Annotated in this window: 16 protein-coding genes; 12 read left to right on the top strand and 4 right to left on the bottom strand. The window is 64.4% G+C overall.

Annotated elements, in window-relative coordinates; all coding sequences use genetic code 11:
- Positions 1-13: 13 nt before the first annotated feature.
- The 6 genes from urtC (at position 14) to ACM43_RS17970 (ending at position 5441) form a co-directional block, all read left to right on the top strand.
- Positions 14-1156 (top strand): urea ABC transporter permease subunit UrtC, encoded by a 1143-nt coding sequence (gene urtC, locus ACM43_RS17945; protein ID WP_271541776.1) that lies wholly within the window; start codon positions 14-16, stop codon positions 1154-1156.
- A 10-nt stretch (positions 1157-1166) separates the two neighbouring features.
- Positions 1167-1922 carry an urea ABC transporter ATP-binding protein UrtD gene (gene urtD / locus ACM43_RS17950; protein ID WP_271541778.1) on the top strand — a complete coding sequence of 252 codons (756 nt, stop codon included), beginning with the start codon at positions 1167-1169 and terminating at the stop codon, positions 1920-1922.
- Positions 1923-1933: 11 nt separating this feature from the next.
- A complete protein-coding gene (gene urtE, locus ACM43_RS17955) occupies positions 1934-2623 on the top strand; it encodes an urea ABC transporter ATP-binding subunit UrtE (protein WP_036002119.1) in 690 nt (229 codons plus the stop codon).
- Positions 2624-2650: 27 nt separating this feature from the next.
- Positions 2651-3880: a formamidase gene (gene fmdA, locus ACM43_RS17960; protein ID WP_028133835.1), complete on the top strand. Its 1230-nt coding sequence runs from the start codon at positions 2651-2653 to the stop codon at positions 3878-3880.
- A gap of 108 nt (positions 3881-3988) precedes the next feature.
- The gene (locus ACM43_RS17965; protein ID WP_157285380.1) at positions 3989-4366 is read left to right on the top strand and encodes an FmdB family zinc ribbon protein; all 378 of its coding nucleotides are present in this window, start codon (positions 3989-3991) and stop codon (positions 4364-4366) included.
- 34 nt (positions 4367-4400) lie between these two features.
- Entirely contained in the window at positions 4401-5441 is a 1041-nt protein-coding gene (locus ACM43_RS17970; RefSeq protein ID WP_271541782.1) for an aliphatic amidase, read from the top strand.
- Between the two features lie 186 nt (positions 5442-5627).
- Here ACM43_RS17970 and ACM43_RS17975 read toward each other — a convergent pair whose 3' ends face one another.
- From ACM43_RS17975 to ACM43_RS17990, 4 genes are all read right to left on the bottom strand, one after another.
- Entirely contained in the window at positions 5628-6449 is an 822-nt protein-coding gene (locus ACM43_RS17975) for an MlaD family protein (RefSeq protein ID WP_271541784.1), read from the bottom strand.
- A gap of 140 nt (positions 6450-6589) precedes the next feature.
- Entirely contained in the window at positions 6590-8806 is a 2217-nt protein-coding gene (locus tag ACM43_RS17980) for an acetate--CoA ligase family protein (protein WP_271541786.1), read from the bottom strand.
- 134 nt (positions 8807-8940) lie between these two features.
- Positions 8941-9510, bottom strand: coding sequence for a class GN sortase (locus ACM43_RS17985; protein ID WP_271541788.1), 570 nt, complete (start codon positions 9508-9510; stop codon positions 8941-8943).
- Between the two features lie 175 nt (positions 9511-9685).
- Positions 9686-11950, bottom strand: coding sequence for a marine proteobacterial sortase target protein (locus ACM43_RS17990; protein ID WP_271541790.1), 2265 nt, complete (start codon positions 11948-11950; stop codon positions 9686-9688).
- A 185-nt stretch (positions 11951-12135) separates the two neighbouring features.
- Between ACM43_RS17990 and ACM43_RS17995 the strand changes: the two genes are divergently transcribed.
- The 6 genes from ACM43_RS17995 (at position 12136) to ACM43_RS18020 (ending at position 18163) form a co-directional block, all read left to right on the top strand.
- Positions 12136-12906 (top strand): helix-turn-helix domain-containing protein, encoded by a 771-nt coding sequence (locus ACM43_RS17995; RefSeq protein ID WP_271541792.1) that lies wholly within the window; start codon positions 12136-12138, stop codon positions 12904-12906.
- A gap of 130 nt (positions 12907-13036) precedes the next feature.
- On the top strand, positions 13037-14173 hold the full coding sequence (locus tag ACM43_RS18000; RefSeq protein ID WP_271541851.1) for an acyl-CoA dehydrogenase family protein: 1137 nt from the start codon (positions 13037-13039) through the stop codon (positions 14171-14173).
- A gap of 121 nt (positions 14174-14294) precedes the next feature.
- Entirely contained in the window at positions 14295-15458 is a 1164-nt protein-coding gene (locus tag ACM43_RS18005; protein ID WP_271541794.1) for an acyl-CoA dehydrogenase family protein, read from the top strand.
- Complete coding sequence (locus ACM43_RS18010; RefSeq protein WP_271541796.1) at positions 15458-16114, top strand: glutathione S-transferase family protein; 657 nt, start codon at positions 15458-15460, stop codon at positions 16112-16114. Before ACM43_RS18005 ends, ACM43_RS18010 begins: the two co-directional genes overlap by 1 nt.
- A 183-nt stretch (positions 16115-16297) precedes the next feature.
- Positions 16298-17098 carry a helix-turn-helix domain-containing protein gene (locus ACM43_RS18015; protein ID WP_271541798.1) on the top strand — a complete coding sequence of 267 codons (801 nt, stop codon included), beginning with the start codon at positions 16298-16300 and terminating at the stop codon, positions 17096-17098.
- 198 nt (positions 17099-17296) lie between these two features.
- Positions 17297-18163, top strand: a complete 867-nt coding sequence (locus ACM43_RS18020; protein ID WP_271541800.1) for a 3-keto-5-aminohexanoate cleavage protein — start codon at positions 17297-17299, stop codon at positions 18161-18163.
- Positions 18164-18191 lie beyond the last annotated feature (28 nt).

Consider the following 18191-nt stretch of genomic DNA (forward strand, 5'->3'; position numbering starts at 1 on the left):
AAGCAGGCAAGTCATGATCATCAACTCACGCTTCTTCAACCGATCCGAACTGATGGGCTTCATTGCGCTCGCCGCCGTGCTGTTCGTGATCCTGCCGCTGACGCTGGACGTGTTCCGCCTCAACCTGGTCGCGAAATATTTGACCTACGCCTTTGTCGCGATTGGCCTCGTGCTGTGCTGGGGCTATGGCGGCATCTTGAGCCTGGGGCAGGGCGTGTTCTTCGGCCTCGGCGGCTATTGCATGGCGATGTTCCTCAAGCTCGAGGCCTCAAGCGTCGAGAACACCAAGATCCAGTCGACGCCCGGCATTCCCGATTTCATGGACTGGAATCAGATCACGGCGCTGCCGTTCTTCTGGCAGCCGTTTCACAGCCTCACCTTCACCATCCTCGCCATCATCCTGGTGCCCGGCCTGTTCGCCCTGATCATCGGCACCGCGATGTTCAAGCGCCGCGTCGGCGGCACCTATTTCGCGATCATCACCCAGGCCGTCGCCGCCATCCTCACCATCCTGATCGTGGGACAGCAGGGCTATACCGGCGGCATCAACGGCATGACCGACCTGCGCACGCTGAAGGGTTGGGACATCCGGCCCGATCACGCCAAGATCATCCTGTACTTCGTCGAGGTGGTGTTGCTGTTCGCCTGCATCGGCATCGCGCAGTTCATCCGCCTGACCAAGCTCGGCCGCATCCTGGTGGCGATGCGCGAGCAGGAGGACCGCGTCCGCTTCTCCGGCTACAGCGTCGCCAATTTCAAGATCTTCGCCTTCTGCATGGCCGCGATCTTCGCCGCGATCGGTGGCGCCATGTTCGCGCTCAATGTCGGTTTCATGTCGCCGTCCTTCGTCGGCATCGTGCCGTCGATCGAGATGGTGATCTACACCGCGGTCGGCGGGCGGATGTCGATCTTCGGCGCTGTCTGGGGCGCCATCCTGGTGAACTTCGCCAAGACCAGCCTGTCGGAATCCTTCCCTCAACTCTGGCTGTTCGGTCTCGGCGCGCTGTTTATTGCGGTCGTGCTCGCTTTCCCCAACGGCCTGTCCGGGCTTTGGGCCGATTACGTGCAGCCCCGCATCGACCGGCTGTTCGCCTCGCGCAAGCCGAAGGCGGGCTGGACCGACAATTCCGTCGCCGACGGCGCACCGGCAGAGTGAGGAGGCGATCATGCTCATCGGTCATCAGCCCAAGGACTTCCTGCTCGCGGTCTCCGGCCTCACCGTCTCGTTCGACGGGTTCAAGGCGGTCAACGACCTCTCCTTCTATGTCGAGGAGAACGAGATCCGCGTCATTATCGGTCCCAACGGCGCCGGCAAGACCACGGTGCTCGATTTGATCTGCGGCAAGACCAAGGCGACCTCGGGCTCGATTCAGTTTCGTGGCAAGGAGCTCACGAAGATGAGGGAGAACGAGATCGTGCAAACCGGCGTCGGTCGCAAGTTCCAGACGCCGTCGGTGTTCGAGGATCTCACCGTGTTCGAGAATCTCGAGATCTCGTTTCCGCGCGGCCGCACCGTGTTCGGCTCGTTGACCTTCCAGCGCGATCAGCCGGTGAAGGAACGGGTCGAGGAAGTCGCCGAGATGATCTTCCTCAAGGACAAGCTCAACACCTATGCCGACGAGCTTAGCCATGGCCAGAAGCAGTGGCTCGAGATCGGCATGCTGCTGATCCAGGATCCCGATCTGCTGATGCTAGACGAGCCCGTCGCCGGCATGAGCGTGTCCGAACGCGCCAAGACCGCCGAGCTGCTCAACCGCATCATCAAGAACCGTTCGGTGCTGGTGATCGAGCACGACATGAAGTTCGTCGAGGACATCGCGCACAAGGTCACCGTGCTGCACCAGGGCCAGATCCTTTCGGAAGGGACCATGGAGAAGGTGAAGAACGATCCCAAGGTCATCGAAGTGTACCTGGGCCATTAAGGAGCACGCTGATGCTGGCTATTTCCGATCTCCACGTCGCCTACGGCCAGAGCGAGGTGCTGCACGGGCTCAACGTCAAGGTCGCGGCGAACGAGATCGTCGCGATCATGGGCCGCAACGGCATGGGCAAGACCACGCTGATGAAGTCGCTGATGGGCATCCTGCCGGCCAAAAGCGGCTCGGTGAACATGGACGGCGCCGAGCTCGGCAACCTCAAGAGCTTTGAGCGCGTCGCCAAGGGCCTCGCCTATGTGCCGCAGGGCCGCATGATCTTCTCCACCATGACGGTGAAGGAGAACATCGAGACCGGGCTCGTCGTCTCGGGCGGCTCCGAGGTGCCTGACGACATCTACGAATTGTTCCCGGTGCTGCTCGAGATGAAAGGCCGCCGCGGCGGCAATCTCTCCGGCGGACAACAACAACAATTGGCGATCGCGCGCGCGCTCGCCACCAAGCCGAAGGTGCTGCTGCTGGACGAACCGACCGAAGGCATCCAGCCCTCCATCATCAAGGAGATGGCGCGCACCCTGAAGCGCATCCGCGACGAGAAGGGGCTGTCGATCGTCGTGTCCGAGCAGGTCCTCAGTTTCGCGCTCGACATCGCCGACCGCGTGCTGGTGATCGAGAACGGCGAGATCGTGCGCGACGATCCGCGCGATGCCGTCGATGCCGCGCAGGTCTCGAAATATCTGTCCGTCTAACCAACCGTGTAAAAGGGGAGCATCTCGATGCCAGAGACACTGATCAAGGTCGATCTCACCAAGTCGGCCTATGAAAACGACATGGTGCACAACCGCTGGCACCCCGACATCCCGATCGTGGCCTGGGTCAATCCCGGCGACGATTTCATCATCGAGACCTATGACTGGACCGGCGGCTTCATCAAGAACAACGATTCCGCCGACGACGTGCGCGACATCGACCTGTCGATCGTGCACTTCCTCTCCGGCCCGATCGGCGTCAAGGGCGCCGAGCCCGGCGACCTTCTCGTGGTCGACCTGCTCGACGTCGGTCCGCTCAAGGAGAGCCTGTGGGGCTTCAACGGCTTCTTCTCCAAGCAGAACGGCGGCGGCTTCCTCACCGACCATTTCCCGCTGGCGCAGAAGTCGATCTGGGACATCAAGGGTCTCTACACCTCGTCGCGTCACGTGCCCGGCGTCAATTTCGCCGGTCTCATCCATCCCGGCCTGATCGGCTGTCTGCCCGATCCGAAGATGCTGGACACCTGGAACAAGCGCGAGGCCGAGCTGATCTCGACCAACCCAACCCGCGTGCCCGGCCTTGCCAACCCGCCGTTCGCGCCGACCGCCCATGGCGGCCGCGCCAAGGGCGACGTCAAAGCCAAGATCGGTGCCGAGGGTGCGCGCACCGTGCCGCCGCGCGAGCATGGCGGCAATTGCGACATCAAGGATCTCTCGCGCGGCTCGAAGATCTACTTCCCGGTCTACGTCCCCGGCGCGGGCCTATCGATGGGCGACCTGCACTTCAGCCAGGGCGACGGCGAGATCACCTTCTGCGGTGCGATCGAGATGGCCGGCTGGCTCCACCTGAAGGTGGAAGTGATCAAGGACGGCATGTCGAAGTACGGCATCAAGAATCCGATCTTCAAGCCGTCGCCGATCACGCCGAACTACAAGGACTATCTGATCTTCGAAGGTATCTCGGTGGACGAGGCCGGCAAGCAGCACTATCTCGACGTCCACATCGCCTATCGCCAGGCCTGCTTGAATGCGATCGAGTATCTCAAGAAGTTCGGCTATTCCGGCGCCCAGGCCTATTCGATCCTCGGCACCGCGCCGTGCCAGGGCCACATCTCCGGCGTGGTCGACGTGCCCAATGCCTGCGCCACGCTGTGGCTGCCGACCGAGATCTTCGACTTCGACGTGATGCCGTCGGCGGCCGGTCCCATCAAGCACATCACCGGCGACATCCAGATGCCGATCTCGCCGGACAAGTGACGCCGCGCTCCCTCTCCCCGTTCTCTCGGGAGAGGGGCGGGGTGAGGGGCTGTCCCGGACGCCCGGAGGCAGCGCGTTGTGTGAACAGGCAAGAGCGTAGGTGATGCGATGCCGGTCTACGAATATCTCTGTGACGATTGCGGTCCCTTCAAGGACCTGCGCCCGATGGCGGAATGCGACGATCCGCAGAGCTGCCCGCACTGCGAGACGATGGCGCCCCGCGTCATCCTGACGGCGCCGAACTTCTTCTGCATGCCGGCGGAGAAGCGCAAGGCGCACGCCGTCAACGAGCGCAGCACGCACGCGCCGCAGACGCTGGCGCAATATAAGGCTTCCCATGGCCCGGGCTGCGGCTGCTGCTCCTCGGGCAAGACCGTGAAGGACAAGGGTTTGGCGGACAGGAAGAAGCCGGCGCGGCTGATGACCAAGACCAGGAGCGGCGCCAAGGGCTTTCCGACCGCACGCCCCTGGATGATCAGCCACTAACCCACGCCAGCATCAGACAACAGGAGCGCTCGACATGCTTCACGGTGACATCTCCAGCAGCAACGACACGGTCGGCGTCGCGGTGGTCAATTACAAGATGCCCCGCCTGCACACCAAGGCCGAGGTGCTCGACAACGCCCGCAAGATCGCCGACATGATCGTCGGCATGAAGGTCGGGCTGCCCGGCATGGATCTCGTGATCTTCCCGGAATATTCCACACAAGGCATCATGTACGATGCCAAGGAGATGTACGAGACGGCCTCGATGGTGCCGGGCGAGGAGACCGCGATCTTCGCGGAAGCCTGCCGCAAGGCCAAAGTGTGGGGCGTGTTCTCGCTCACCGGCGAACGCCACGAGGAGCATCCGCACAAGGCGCCCTACAACACCCTGATCCTCATGAACGACAAGGGCGAGATCGTGCAGAAGTATCGCAAGATCATGCCCTGGGTGCCGATCGAAGGCTGGTACCCCGGCAATTGCACCTATGTCTCCGAGGGGCCGAAAGGCCTCAAGGTCAGCCTGATCATCTGCGACGACGGCAATTATCCGGAGATCTGGCGCGACTGCGCCATGAAGGGCGCGGAGTTGATCGTGCGCTGCCAGGGCTACATGTATCCGGCCAAGGAGCAGCAGGTCATGATCTCAAAGGCCATGGCCTGGGCCAACAACGTCTATGTCGCGGTCGCCAATGCCGCCGGCTTCGACGGCGTCTATTCTTATTTCGGTCACTCCGCGATCATCGGCTTCGACGGACGCACGCTCGGCGAATGCGGCGAGGAGGATTACGGCATCCAGTACGCCCAGCTGTCGAAGCATCTGATCCGCGACGCGCGCCGCAACGGCCAGTCGCAGAACCATCTCTACAAGCTCGTTCATCGCGGCTACACCGGCATGATCAATTCCGGCGACAGCCCGCGCGGCGTCGCCGCGTGCCCGTATGATTTCTACAAGAACTGGATTAGGGATCCCGAAGGCACGCGCGACATGGTCGAGGCAATGACCCGCTCGACGCCGGGCACTGATGAATGTCCGATCGATGGCATTCCAAATGGATCGGCAGCCAGCAATTACTGAGCTGTTGCGGATACCGCCTTACCCTCCCTGGAGGGGGAGGGTCGATCGCGCGCAGCGCGAGCGGGGTGGGGTGATCTCTCAGCACCGGCAGTGTGCGAGATGGAGAGACCGTCACCCCACCCCGTCTCGCATCGCTATAGCGCTGCGAGCCGACCCTCCCCCTCCAGGGGAGGGTAAGAAAGAGCGCTACCGCTTCTGCTCCGTGGGCCGGCGCGGGGGCCGCGGCGGCGCCGGCGTGCCGCTCATTTTGTTGGCGGCCTCGCTGACGTCGAGCAGCGAGCGGCGAATGTCTTCGAGGTAGGACGCCGACTTCTTCTTCATGGTGCCGGCAAGCTCGTGCAGTCCCTGGATCTTCTCGAACAGCTCGTCGGCCTTGCCATCGACGAAGCCCGGCACCGCGCCCTCGATCTTGGCGACCGCCTTGTCGAAGCCCGCAAAGGCGCTATCGACCTTGGCCATGACCGAATCGATCTCGGCGCCCTTGCTCCTGAGGTCGGCGGTATAGGTCTCGAACGTGTGCAGGCCCTCCTTGATCCCTGGGGCGTTGTTCACGATGGTGCGGTCGACGCTGTGCAAGGTTTCGACGATGGTTTCGGCGTCGCTGAGATCGGCGGTCAGCACGGGAATCCCATCCGCGTCCAGCGGCACCGGCGGTGCAGAGGGGGCGCCGCCGATCAGCGAGATCGCGGCAATGCCGGTGAGGCCCTGGAACTCGATTCCGGCCACGGTGTCCTTGCGGATCGGCGCGGTGTTGTCGAGCATGACGAGCGCCACGATCCTGCGCGGACTCTCCAGCTTGATCGACTGGATCTGGCCGGCGGGCACCCCGTCGAAATTGACCGGCCCGCCGCGGCGCAGCCCGCTGGCGGAGCCGCCCTCGAACACCACGCGCAACTGGCTGCGGCTCTGGATGGTGCGCCATTTCTGCGCGCCGAGCAGGCCCCCGAACGCCACGGCGATCGCCGCCAGCGTTGCCGTTCCGATCACAAGATTGCTCGCGCGTGCCATGCAGGCTGAGTTTAGGGCCAAAGCGGGGAAGTTGGAAGGAGCCCGCGATGCTACGTAGGGCGGGTTAGCGAAGCGTAACCCGCCGCTTTCGCTCCGCAGCCATGTAATTTGGTGGATTACGCTAATCGACCCTACACTTCTCAATGTCCTGCCGCCCGCCTTGCGGCTGCATTGTTCAGCACAATCAGGGCATCGACGGCCACGCCAGTCCTGGTGTTGATCAGGAACGGGTTGATGTCGATCGAGGCGATACGATCGCCCGCATCCGCAATCAGGTTGGATAGCCCGACCAGGGCCTTCACCGCCGAGGCCTCGTGCAAGGCCGGCCTGCCGCGATAGCCGCGCATCTTGATGCCGGCCTTGGTGCGGCCGATCAGGAGCTGTGCCTCGGCCTCGTCCAGCGGCGCGCCGGCGAGCGCGACGTCCTTCATCAGTTCGATGTCGATGCCGCCGGTGCCGAACAGCACGACGGGCCCCATCTCCGCATCGAGCGAGGCGCCGACCACCAGCTCGAGCCCGGTCTTGACTTGCTGTGCGATCAGGATGCCGTCGAGCTTCGGCTTGCCCTTGAGCTTCGCCACCCGCGCGGTGATGTCGGCGAACGCCTTCTTCACCTCGGCGGCGCTGTTGAGGTTCAGCACCACGCCGCCGATGTCGGACTTGTGCAGGATCTCCGCACTGACGAGCTTTGCCACGACCGGAAAGCCGATCTGCTTGGCAATCTTGACGGCGTCTGCCGCGGTCTGTGCGATCGCCTCCTTCGAGATCGGGATGCCGTAGGCCTTGAGCAGCTTCTTCGAGGCGACCTCGTCGAGCGCGGCGCCGGTCGCCGATGTCAACGTCTTCTCCAGCACGGCGCGCGCGGCGGGTTTCGAGCTCGAGACGATATCGGGCACCTCCTTGCGCAGCTTCGCATAGGCGAGCAGCGACTTGATTGCGGTCACCGCGCGGTCCATGCCCTGCATCACCGCGAGATGCGGCAGCGACTTCCGCAAATCCTTGGTGTACTCGGTGAAGCCGATCGACATCGCGCTGATGTAGATCACCGGCTTGCCCGCCTTGCTCGCCATCTCGTTGACGATACGCAAATTGCGCTCGCGCAGCTCGTGCGGCGCCTTCGGCAGTTCGGCATCGACGATGACGATGTCGATATCGGGGTCGTCGATCATCAGCTTGATCGATTTCATGTAGACGGAGGGATCGACCACCGCGGCAAAGCCGGCATCGAGCGGATTGCCGACGATCGAGCCGGGGCCGAGCATCTTCGCCAGCTCCGCGCTGACATGCGGGCTCAGCGGCGCGAAGTTCAGGCCTGCAGCGTAGAAGGCGTCGATCAGCATGCCGCGCTTGCCACCGGAGAGCGTCACCGCGGCGAGCCGGTCGCCTTTCGGAACGGCCGCGTGCACGAAGCACTCGGTGGTCTCGATCAGCTCGTCGAGGCCGCCGACCCGGATCACACCTTCGCGCGTCGCGATAGCGTCGAACGTCTCGATCGAGCCGGCGAGCGCGCCGGTATGCGCCATCGCCGCGGCGCGGCCGCCTTCGGAGGCGCCGAGCTTGAGCGCGATCACCGGCTTGCTCGCCGCGCGCGCCGCCTTGCAGGCATCGCGGAACGCCTTGGTGTTGCGCACCCCTTCGAGATAGACGACGATCACCTTGATGCTCGGATCCTCGGCGAAATAGCGCATCAGATCCGGCGTTTCGAGCCCGGCCTCGTTGCCCGTGGTCACCATGTAGCCGACACCGACGCCCCGGTCTTCCAGCGTCTGGCGGATCGCCATGACGATGGCACCGGATTGGCCGGCGATCGCCACCGCGCCCTGTTCCATAGTGACGATGCGATCGTCGATATTGGTGAAGAGCTTTTCGCCGGCGCTCAAATTGCCGAGGCAGTTCGGGCCGGTGACGGCGAGCCCCGTCTCGCGCACGGCCGCCTGCAGTTCGGCAGCGAGCTTCTGGCTTTCGTCATCCTGCAGCTCGCTGAAGCCGGAGGTGACGATGGTGGCCGAACGCGCGCCGGCTGCGGCGGCATCGCGGATCACCTGCACGGCAAAGCGCGCAGGCACCAGCACCAGGACGTGATCGGGCTTCTCCGGAAGGCTCGCAAAATCCTTGTAGCAGGGAACGCCCCAGATGGTGTCCCGCTTGGCGTTGACCGGATAGAGCCCGCCTTCGAAACCGTACTTGATCAGATTGTTCCAGATGCGCTCGGCATAGTTGCCGGGCTTGTCGGTCGCGCCCACCAGCACGACGTTATGCGGGTGCAGCATGGCATGGATGCCCTTGACGATGTCGCTGGCATCGGGTGGCGGAAACCATGGACGGGACGCGGACGCAGCAGACACATGGGCTTCCATGGCGTGACCTCACCTGTTGTTCTTATTGGTGTCGCGTCACTCTGTTCTATGGCGAGTCCTTTGGCAACTGTGTGGCTGGTATGCCGTGTGGTGGAATGAAGCGCGCACCGGTGCGTGTCAGTCCGATCGGCGATCTATCCGTCGGCGCCAATCAATGTCGCATGCAAGATGTAGCGCTCGGGTCCGGATGTGACTGCATCGAATGGCCAGCAGGTCGCGAGAACAAGCTCGAAACCCTGTGCCATGGGATCGATGCCGGATGCATCGAAGCGAACCACGGCCGAGGAATCCGCGCGATAGCGAAAGTGTCGACCGTCACTGCGCGTGACATCGATGACGTCGCCAATGGCAACATCCTTCAGGAAGCGGAAATGAGTGTCGCGATGGGCGGCATAGACGGCAATCCCGCGTTCGCCCGCATCAGCCGTGTGCTGGATATGGCCGGGCCCGAAAGCGAGCGCCTGCCCGCTCGCGCCTTCCAGCACGATGGCGCTGGCACCGATCCGCTTCACCTCGATCCGCGCGACCGGCCAGGTGTCGGCCCATGACCAGGGCTTTACCGCGACGCCCGTCGCCACACTCGTGTCGAAAGCGCGCTCCAGCAGCACCTGCGCCAGCCACGCCTTGGCGTGGATATAGGCGCCGTCGCCGAACAGGACGAGGCCGATCAGCGCCAGGATCAGCGGAGAGATGACGCGGGGCATTTTATCCACACTCGTCATTGCGAGCGAAGCGAAGCAATCCAGAGAGTCTTTCAGCAGAGGCAGCCTGGATTGCTTCGCTGCGCTCGCAATGACGGTGAGAAAAAAGGCGCGCGCGGCCGTTTGGAAGGGACGGGCAGCCGCGCGCGCTAACAGAGGAGTTCGGGGGGCTCCTCTCTCAAGCGGCGTCGGTGAGCAAGGTCCGACGCCGGTTGAACACGAACAGGATCAGGGCAAGCACGATCAGGATGAAGCCTGCGATCATCTTCAGCTCGGCCGAGGTCGCGGTTTTGGGCAGGCGGATCGCGTCGGGCGCAGCAGGCATCGGCCGTCGCGTCGCCGGCTGATTGCGCGCATCGGCATGGCGCTCGTGCAGCTGCGTTGGCGTCAGATGCGGCCGCTCGCCGAATACCTTCTCGAAGTCCCAGCCCGCGGGCAGGTTAATCGGCAGCTCGCTGAGCTTGAGCGGTTCGCCTTCGGGACGGCTTGGCGTCTTGTCGACCGCGACGAGGCTGGTCAGCCGCGTGACGATCTGATGGTCGAGCGCCAGCGCCAGGATCGCCTTGTCAGCTTCCTCCGGCGTCATCTCGCGCAGGGTGCGCGCGACCTCCGCATCGGCGATCTTCCGCCTGGCCCAGAGCTTCGACAAGCCCTTGCCTTCGGCTGCGTTCTGCAGCGGCAGCGTCACCGACCACGGACGGTCGCCGACGCGGCCCTTGATATCGAGCGAGCCTGCGAGCTTGTCGAGCCTCGCCGCCAGCACCAGGGGCTCGTCGCGATAGACGTCGGGAATGATCGCCGGGGTGATGTCGGCCTGCGCTTCGGAGAACGTTGCGGTGAGGCCGGTCACGGCCGGATTCTCCAGCCTGGCGAACAGGCCGCGCATGCGCTCCTCCACCTGCTCGGTGGAGCCGATATGGGTGAAGGCGCCGCGGCCGAGCTCGGCGGCGCGGGTCATCAGATAGGTGTTGGGCGCGGACCCGATGCCGACCATGAAGACGCGCGAACGGCCGCGCATCGTCGTGATCGCATCGAACAATTGCTGCTCGTTGCCGATCGCGCCGTCGGTCAGGAACACGACCTGGCGGACCATGCCGGTGTCGCCGAGCCTGTCGGTCAGCGCCGCGCGCATCGCCGGCACCATCTCGGTGCCGCCGCGCGCCTGCAAGGCGCCGACGAAGAAGGTCGCCTCGCCGATATGCGTTGCATCGGCCGGTACGGAGGCCGGAAACAGCATGTCCATGGTGTCGTCGAAACGGATCACGTTGAAGCGGTCATTCGGCTGCAGGCGGCCGAGAGCGTAGAGCAGGCTTGCCTTGGCCTGCACGATGGACGTGCCGCCCATCGAGCCGGAATTGTCGATCACGAACACGACCTCGCGCGGCAGCAGCTTCTGCGCCGCCTGCTCGGCGCTCGGCGGGGTGACGAAGGCGAGCAGGTAATCGGCATCGCCAATGTGCTCGCGGAACAGGCCGACCGACGGTGCGTTCTCGGCAACCGGCTTCCAGGTCAGCTCGAAATCACGGTCGGCGGAAACGGCTCCATCGGCGAGCGTCACCACGCGCGTCATGTTATCAGGACTTTCCGTCTTGACGTTGTGATGGTGGCTCGTGACCTCGCCGAGCGCAAAGCCGGCCTGCAGGCGCACCGTGATGCTGGTCGGATTGACCGGCGCATGTTTGGCGGGATCCAGCACAGGGGGTGAGATGCGCTCGCGATCAGGCACCGGGTCCGACGTCGCCGCGCCCCAGCCCGAGCCATCCTTGCGGAATTCGACGCTCTGGATGATTGGTGCGGGATTGTAGCGCGGCCCGACCACGAGCGGCAGGCGCAACGAATATTCGTTGCCGACTTGACGCACCGGCTCCTGGTACTCGATCTGCACCAGCACGGTTTCGCCGGGACCGATATTGGCAACCGAGTTGGTGAAGATGTTCGGCCGCTCCTGCTCGGTGAGCGCGGCCTTCTGGCCGGCGCGGCGCGCCTCCTCGTAGATCACGCGCGCCTGCTGGCGTTCCTTGATGTCGCCGATGATGACGCGATCGCCGACCACCATCTTCAGCGTGTCGACGGCGCCGCCGGCTGCGAGCGGATAGACGTAGGTGGCCTCGACCCAATCCTTGGTCGGGTTGCGGAATGCTTGCGTGACGCGGGCGCGCAAGGTCGCGCCCGACACGGTGATGTCGATATCGGTCCCGAGGCGGATCGCCTCGAGGGTGGCGCCGTCCTCCTTCAGCAGCAGGCTGCCCGACCGTGCTTCGCCGGGCTGGAGCAGGCTGGCCTGTTCGGTCGTTGCCGACCAGCTCGCCCCGAAACTCACCAGCAGGGCCAGGAAGGCGACCAGCATCACGGCGATGCCTTGCGCCAGAAGGAACAGTCCGACCTTGATGAGGCGGCTCAACAGCGGGTGGTCGTCGCTATCGGCCGTGTCGTAGGCGTTCATTTGGCTTGCTCCGAAGCAGGTTTGCTGGTCCTCAGCATCCGCCCGCGGGGCGGCCTTTCGCGAGCAGAATGATCGGCAATGTTCCGCCGCGGCCGGCCCAGGCTCGCTTGAGCCGGGGCGGTCATGTGCGGTTTTGTGCTGGTTTGTCCGCCCTGCTAGAGTGACGGCCTGGAGCGGGGCTGACGATGCAGACGCAGGACAAACTCACCGACAAGCAGCTTTCCGACGAGCAGAGCCGCGAGATCGCCGAGACCATTCGCGAGGAGCTCGCCCGGCGCCGGATGTCGCGGCAGGCGCTGGCCGAGCAGGCCAAGCTCAGCCTTTCGACGCTGGAGAAGGTGCTCGGTGGTCGGCGGCCGTTCACGCTGGCGACGACGGTCCGGCTGGAGCAGGCGCTCGGCGTCTCCTTGCGCAAAAGTGTCGTCGTGTCGACGCCGCCGGCCGCAAACGACGTCGCGCCCGACAGCCTCGGCTCCTATGCCCACCGCGCGGTGACCTGGCTCGAGGACGTCTACATCACCCTGCGGCCGTCGTTCGGCGACAAGGACGCGATCTTCGCCTATCGCACCGAGATCGCCTGGGAGCCGAAGATCTCGTCGCTGGTCTTTCGCGAGGGCGAGCGGACCGATGCCGCCTACGAGCATACCGGCGAGGTCGCCGTCCCCCATCAGTCCGGCTTCATCTACCTCGTCATCATCAAGCACGGCCAGCACCGCGTGATCACGGTGTCGCGGCCGACGGTATCAGGCGAGATGTACGGCATCATCTCGACGCTGCGCGCAGGACCCGGCTCGCAGCTCACGCCGATCGCGGCGCCGATCGCCTATGTGCCGCTCCGGAATATCCCAAAACCTTCCTTGGGCCGGGTCGCGCCCGAGGATCCCAACCATGTCCTGTACCGACAGCACTTGCGCCGCACGGTGGAAGAGCCGTTTGCGCTGTTTCTGACGTTGTGACAGCAATCCGCTGGGGGGTGCGTTGCTGGCTTGCTCGAAGCGTCCGCGCCGATCAGCCACTCCGCGCAAGTGAGCGGCCGAGGTTCGAGCCATGGTGGCCGAGACGAATCCGGTCGAGGCAAGTCTCGCGATGAAGAGCCCGTTCTATACCGCCGAGCATGACGCGTTCCGCGACGTGATGCGGCGCTTCGTCGAGAAGGAGATCGCGCCGTTCGCCCATGACTGGGACGAAGCCGGCGAATTCCCGCGCGAGCTCTATCGCAAGGCGGCTGGAATCGGCCTGCTGGGACTTGGATTCCCGGAGGAATATGGCGGCATCGCCGCCGACCAGTTCATGAAGATCGTCGCGAGCCAGGAGCTTGCGCGTGCCGGCGCGGGCGGCGTCAGCGCCAGTCTGATGAGCCACACTATCGGCTCTCCCCCGATCGCGCGGGCCGCACGGGCCGAGGTGAAGGCACGCGTGCTGCCACAGGTGCTGGCCGGCGAGAAGATCTCCGCACTGGCGATCACCGAGCCGGGCGGCGGCTCGGATGTCGCGAACCTGCGCACCCGCGCGCGGCGCGACGGCGATCATTACTTCGTGAGCGGGGAGAAGACCTTCATCACGTCAGGGATGCGTGCCGATTACCTGACGGTTGCGGTGCGGACCGGCGGCGAGGGCGCCGGCGGCGTCAGCCTGCTCCTGATCGACGGCGATACGCCCGGACTGTCGCGCACCAAGCTGAAGAAGATGGGCTGGTGGGCCTCCGACACCGCGACGCTGCATTTCGACGCATGCCGCGTGCCAGCCGAGAACCTGATCGGCGAGGAGGGCCAGGGCTTCAAGATCATCATGCAGAACTTCAACAGCGAGCGCATGGGCATGGCCGCGAGCTGCACCGCTTTTGCCCGCGTCTGCCTCGACGAGGCGATCGCCTACGCCAGGGAGCGCCAGACCTTCGGCAAGCCGCTCGCACAGCACCAGGTCATCCGCCACAAGATCGTCGACATGGCGCAGAAGGTCGCGGCATCGCAAGCCATGCTGGAGATGCTGGCCTGGAGGCTCGAGCAGGGCGAGAGCCCGGTCGCCGAAATCTGCATGATGAAGAACCAGGCGACGCAGACCATGGCGTTCTGCGCCTCGGAAGCGGTGCAGATCTTCGGCGGCGCCGGCTTCATGCGCGGCATCAAGGCCGAGCGCATCTACCGCGAGGTCAAGGTCAACGCCATCGGCGGCGGCACCGAGGAGATCATGAAGGATCTGGCGTCGCGGCAGATGGGGTTGTGAGCCCGGTCATTCCGGGGCGTGCGCAACGCGCACGAACCCGGAATCCATCGGGCCGCACGTACCGTAGAAGAATGGATTCCGGGCTCGCGCTACGCGCGCCCCGGAATGACGAGAGGACAGAATGCTATTCACCGCCGACCACGACGACATCCGCCGCTCCCTGCAAAAATTCATCGCGGGCGAGATCAATCCGCACGTCGATGAGTGGGAGAAGGCCGACATCTTCCCCGCGCACGAGCTATTCAAGAAAATGGGCAGCCTCGGCTTCCTCGGCCTGAACAAGCCGGTGGAGTTCGGCGGCTCGGGCCTCGACTATTCCTACGCGTTGATGATGGCGGAGGAGCTGGGCGCCATCACCTGCGGCGGCGTGCCGATGGCGATCGGGGTGCAGACCGACATGGCAACGCCCGCGCTGGCGCGGTTCGGCTCCGACGAGGTGCGGCGCGAATTCCTCACCCCCTCGATCTCCGGTGACTACGTCGCCTGCATCGGCGTCTCTGAGCCCGGCGCAGGCTCGGACGTCGCCTCGATCAAGACCCAGGCGCGTTCCGACGGCGACGATTACGTCATCAATGGCGGCAAGATGTGGATCACAAACGGCACTCAGGCCGATTGGATCTGCCTGCTCGCCAACACCGGCGACGGCCCCGTTCACCGCAACAAGTCGCTGATCTGCGTTCCCATGAAGAGCAAGGGCGTCACCGTCGCGCGAAAGCTCGACAAGATGGGCATGCGCTCCTCCGACACCGCGCAGATCTTCTTCGACAATGTCCGTGTGCCCAAGCGCAACCGGATCGGTGAGGAGGGCCAGGGTTTTACCTACCAGATGATCCAGTTCCAGGAGGAGCGCTTGTGGGGCGCGGCCGCCTGTCTGAAGGCGCACGAATACATCATCGACCAGACCATCGAATACACCCGCAACCGCAAAGCCTTCGGCAAGTCCATCCTCGACAACCAGGTCGTGCACTTCAAGCTCGCGGAGATGCAGACGGAGGTCGAGCTCCTGCGCGCGCTGATCTATCGCGCCGGCGAGCAGCTGGTCGCCGGCGAGGATGTGACGCGGCTCGCGACCATGGCCAAGCTGAAGGCCGGCCGGCTCGGCCGCGAGCTCACCGACGCCTGCTTGCAATATTGGGGCGGAATGGGCTTTACCAACGAGACACCGGTCAGCCGCGCCTATCGCGACAGCCGCCTGACCTCGATCGGCGGCGGCGCCGACGAGGTCATGCTGATGGTCCTGTGCAAGATGATGGGCACGCTGCCCGGCAGCAAAGGAAACGCCTGATGATCACGCTCTATCATTGCGACGCCGCGCGCTCGTTCCGTCCGCTCTGGATGCTGGAGGAGATGGGGCTGCCCTATGAATTGAAGATGCTGCCGTTCCCGCCGCGCGTCTTCGCCAAGGATTATCTCGCGCTCAATCCGCTCGGCACCATCCCCTTCATGATCGACGGCGAGACCAGGATGACGGAGTCCTCCGGCATCTGCCACTACCTCGGCATCACATACGGCCCGACGCCCTTGATGGTCGGCCCTGAAGATCCCGCCTACGGCATGTTCCTGAACTGGATGTACTTCAGCGACGCCACGTTAACCTTCCCGCAAACGCTGGTGCTGAGATACACCCAGCTTGAGCCGGAGGAGCGCCGCAACCCGCAGGTCGCCACCGATTACGCGAAATGGTTTCTGGGGAGACTGCGCGCGGTCGAGGCAGCGACCGCGAATGCCGAAACATTGTGCGCTGGCCGCTTCACCGCCGCTGACATTGTCATCGGCTACGCGCTTCGGCTCGCAAGCAATATCGGGCTTGCCAAGGATTTCGGGCCAAACGTCGCGGCCTATTGGGCGCGCCTGCAGCAGCGCGAGGGTTTCAAGCGCGCGGTTGCTGCGGAGCGAAAGGCCGGGCAAGAGCAGAATGTCGCGCCGAGGGTGAGGGCGTAAGGAGGGCTGTCATTCCGGGGCGCGGAAGCCCGACCCGGAACCTCGAGATTCCCGGTTCGCGCTATTGCGCGTCCACGACGCGACATGTCTTTTGACAGCGCTATCCTACCGTGACAGCGCCCAAATTTCCGCTAAGGTGACCTCCGTCCGCAGCGGCCAGAGAGCCGCGCGAGGAGGAACCCAATGGAATATAACGGTCGCGAATCCGACCACCTGATGCTGATCACGCCGGAGCGGGTGTTTTATGCAGGCCTGCTCGGCCGTCCCCGCAAACGGACACCCGGCTGCTGCCATGTCTATGTCGCGGTGAAAGGCAATCTGCACCTGACGATCGACGACGTTCTCACCACCGGCGAGTTGTTCGTCACCCTGCCGAACCAGCGGCACTCCATCGCCAGCGACTACCGCACCGTGATCAGCGTGACGCTGGAGCCGGAAAGCATGCCGGATGGCGTGATCGAAGCCTTGGCCGCGCGCCTCACCGGACCCGACCAGGCCGCCTATGTCCGCAAGATCCTCGCCGCCTACGCACTTTTGCGTCAGCGCCGCTATGGCGACATCACCACGGCCGAGTTCGACGAGATGTGCTTCGGCGAGGCGCTGCCGCGCCGCGTGCTGGATCCGCGCGTGATGCGTGCGGTGGCCCGCATCGAGCGCTTCTCCGGCGAGCCTGTCACAGCGGATACCTGCGCCGCCGAAGCCGGCCTTTCGGCCTCGCGCTTCCTGCATCTGTTCAAGGAGGAGACCGGCATCTCGTTCCGCTCCTTCCGCGCCTGGAAGCGCGCGCGGCACCTGCTGCACTTCGCCAACCAGGACCTCAACCTCGCCCATCTGGCGCAGGACATCGGCTATCCCGATTCCACGCATTTCAGCCACTCGATCCGGCGCTTCTACGGCTTGAAGCCGCGCGCGATCTTCGTCGGCTCGCGGGATCTTGCGATCTATCGCAGCAACGAGACCGTGCGGATGGCGGAGGCGAGCTAGGCACGCTCTCGTAGGGTGGGCAAAGCGTAGCGTGCCCACCATCTTTGCCAAACACCGACAGTGGTGGGCACGGCGTAAGGGCGCCTTTGCCCACCCTACGAAAGCTCGTCTTTTCCCAGCTTCTCCGCGCAAGAAGCCGCATGTCGCGCGTCACATGATCGCAACCGTTGAATTCTCAACGTGCGAGACATTGAACGCATGAGCGACAAGGCCGTCATCACCTGCGCGCTGAACGGCGTGCTCACCGACCCCAAGCAGCACAACGTGCCCGTGACGCCCGAGCAGATGGCGCGCGAGGCCAGGGCTGCGTTCGAGGCCGGCGCGTCCATCATGCACATCCATCTGCGCCAGCAGGCGCCGGGCAAGGGACATCTGCCGTCCTGGGAGGTCGCGGTCAGCAAGGAGATCCAGCAGGCGATCCGCGAAGCCTGCCCGGGCGTGATCATCAACCACACCTCCGGCGTGTCGGGGCCGAACTATTCCGGCGCGCTCGACTGCATCCGCGAGACTAGGCCCGAGATCGCCGCCTGCAACGCCGGCTCGCTGAACTACCTGAAGGTGAAGGCTGACAACAGCTGGGCCTGGCCGCCGATGATGTTCGACAATTCGGTCGACAAGGTGAAGGACTATCTCGACGTCATGAACGCGGTCGGCACCATCCCCGAGTTCGAATGCTTCGACGTCGGCATCGTCCGCTGCGTCGGCATGTACCACCAGGTCGGCATGTACAAGGGCCCGCTCGAATACAATTTCGTCATGGGCGTCGCCTCCGGCATGCCCGCAGATCCCGAACTGCTGCCGATCCTGATCAAGCTGAAGCGGCCCGAAGCGCATTTCCAGGTCACCGCCATCGGCCGCGAGGAGATCTGGCCGCTGCACCAGCGCTGCGCCGAGCTCGGCGGCCATCTCCGCACCGGGCTCGAGGACACCTTCTATCTCGCCGACGGCAAGAAGGTGACGTCGAACGGCCAGCTGATCGAGGCCATCGCCGCCTGCGCAAGGCGCGCCGGCCGCGAGATCGCGAGCCCCGCCGAGGCGCGGAAGATCTTTGGGACGAACAGGTAAGGTATCGCCTCACCCGTCATTGCGAGCG

It is taken from the genome of Bradyrhizobium sp. CCBAU 45321 (assembly GCF_028128975.1).
GTDB classification, from domain to species: Bacteria; Pseudomonadota; Alphaproteobacteria; order Rhizobiales; family Xanthobacteraceae; genus Bradyrhizobium; species Bradyrhizobium yuanmingense.